Source organism: Ferruginibacter sp., from assembly GCF_014377975.1.
Taxonomy (GTDB): Bacteria; Bacteroidota; Bacteroidia; order Chitinophagales; family Chitinophagaceae; genus Ferruginibacter.
In genome coordinates, this window is record NZ_JACMOO010000068.1 from 1 (window position 1) to 2,055 (window position 2,055).

Here is a 2,055-nt window from a genome sequence, read left to right on the forward strand (position 1 = left end):
CAAAAAGCAACGAAATGGAACCCTGGCGTTACTCCTGCTGATTGTGGGTATATGCCTGCTTCCTTTTATATTTCCGTTTTTTATAAAACCTCTATCCACCAACACTGCCTCGTTTGAAAAAGAAATTGCAACCTTAAAAACGAAGCAGGTCGATTCATCTTTCACTGATCAACGAGCAGCTTTCAATGACGGCCACTCGCCTTTATATGAACCGGGGGATAGAAAATTTACCCGGGAAGAAAAATTTAAAGGGATACTTTTTTATTTCAACCCAAACACTTTGGATGCAGCAGGCTGGAAGAAACTGGGCGTAAGAGAAAAAGCAATAATAACCATTCAAAAATATATATCGAAAGGTGGCAAATTTTACAAGCCGGAAGATTTGGGAAAAATCTGGGGATTAAGTGGAGCTGATAAGGAAAGATTGATCCCATTTGTTCAAATAGAGAAGGCCAGTGCAGCAGCTAATTATTCAACAAACAATTATAGTAAACCCATAGTTGAAAAAAAAACCTACATTCCCCAATTAATAGATATAAATGTTGCAGACACATCAGCATTTATTGCATTGCCTGGTATTGGGAGCAAACTTTCGCAACGCATTATTAGTTTTAGAGACAAACTGGGCGGGTTTTATAAAATAGAGCAGGTAGCCGAAACCTTTGGTCTTGCTGATTCAACCTTTCAAAAAATAAAACCGAAGCTTCAGTTGGGTAACCCGGTTGTAAAGCAACTCAGTATAAATTCAGCAACTGCCGATGATTTAAAATTACACCCTTATCTACGGTATGCCATTGCAAATGCCATCGTACAATACCGCAGCCAGCATGGCAACTATGCCGCTGTTTCCGATCTTAAAAAAATAGTGTTGATTACAGATGATGTCTACAACAAAATGCTTCCCTATTTAACCTTGTAAACCGCTTATTTAACTAACAGGCGACAAAAAACAAATTTATTTGATTATCAGCTTAAACACTAACAACCGTTAGTATTTTGAATTGCATAGATTTGTAGTTACCAATAAACGTACACAATGAATTTTAAGCAAAGTGAATTAACAGAGCAGGTAGCGCATACTGCAAGGGATTTTGCGCAGCAATATATAAAGCCGCATTTAATGCAATGGGACGAGGCGCAGGAATTTCCATTACCTGTTTTTAAAGCCATGGGTAAGCTGGGAATGATGGGTGTTTTAGTGCCTGAAAAATATGGTGGTGCCGGATTAAGCTATTTCGAGTACAACGTAATTATACAGGAGATTGCAAAGGTTTGTGGTGCAATTGGTCTTTCGGTAGCAGCGCACAATTCACTTTGTACAGGTCATATATTGGCATTCGGTAACGAAGAACAACGCAAAAAATACCTGCCCGATTTAGCAACCTGCGAAAAGTTGGGCGCCTGGGGATTAACAGAACCTAATACCGGCAGCGACGCAGGCAACATGAAAACCACGGCTGTAAAAGACGGCGACCACTGGGTAATTAACGGCACTAAAAACTGGATTACACATGGTAAAAGTGGTGATATTGCCGTGGTTATTTGCCGTACCGGCGAATCAAGAACAAAGGATAATTCCACTTCTTTTATAGTAGAACGGGGCACACCGGGATTTAGTGCCGGTAAAAAAGAAAACAAATTGGGCATGCGTGCCAGTGAAACTACTGAAATGATTTTTGATAATTGCCGTGTGCCCGATACAAACAGAATGGGAGAAGTGGGCGATGGTTTTAAACAAGCTATGAAAGTATTGGACGGCGGAAGAATTTCTATAGCAGCACTAAGTGTTGGGATTGCCAAAGGTGCTTACGAAGCATCGGTACAATATGCCAAAGAACGCCATCAGTTTGATCAACCCATTGGAAATTTCCAGGGTATTAGTTTTAAACTGGCCGATATGGCAACAGAAATTGCAGCGGCAGACTTACTCATAAACCAGGCCTGCGATTTAAAAACAAAAGGGCTGCCCATGACCAAAGAAGCGGCAATGGCAAAATATTACGCCAGTGAAATAGCCGTGAAAGTAAGTACAGATGCTGTACAGATTTTTGGTGG

Annotated in this window: 2 protein-coding genes; both read left to right on the forward strand. The window is 40.6% G+C overall.

Going from position 1 to position 2,055, the window contains the following annotated elements:
* The coding region (locus tag H7254_RS04340) for a helix-hairpin-helix domain-containing protein (protein ID WP_301931821.1) at positions 1 to 919 on the forward strand (919 nt) is incomplete at its 5' end.
* 117 nt (positions 920 to 1,036) lie between these two features.
* Positions 1,037 to 2,055: acyl-CoA dehydrogenase family protein (locus H7254_RS04345; RefSeq protein WP_301931822.1), on the forward strand; the 1,019-nt coding region annotated here is incomplete at its 3' end.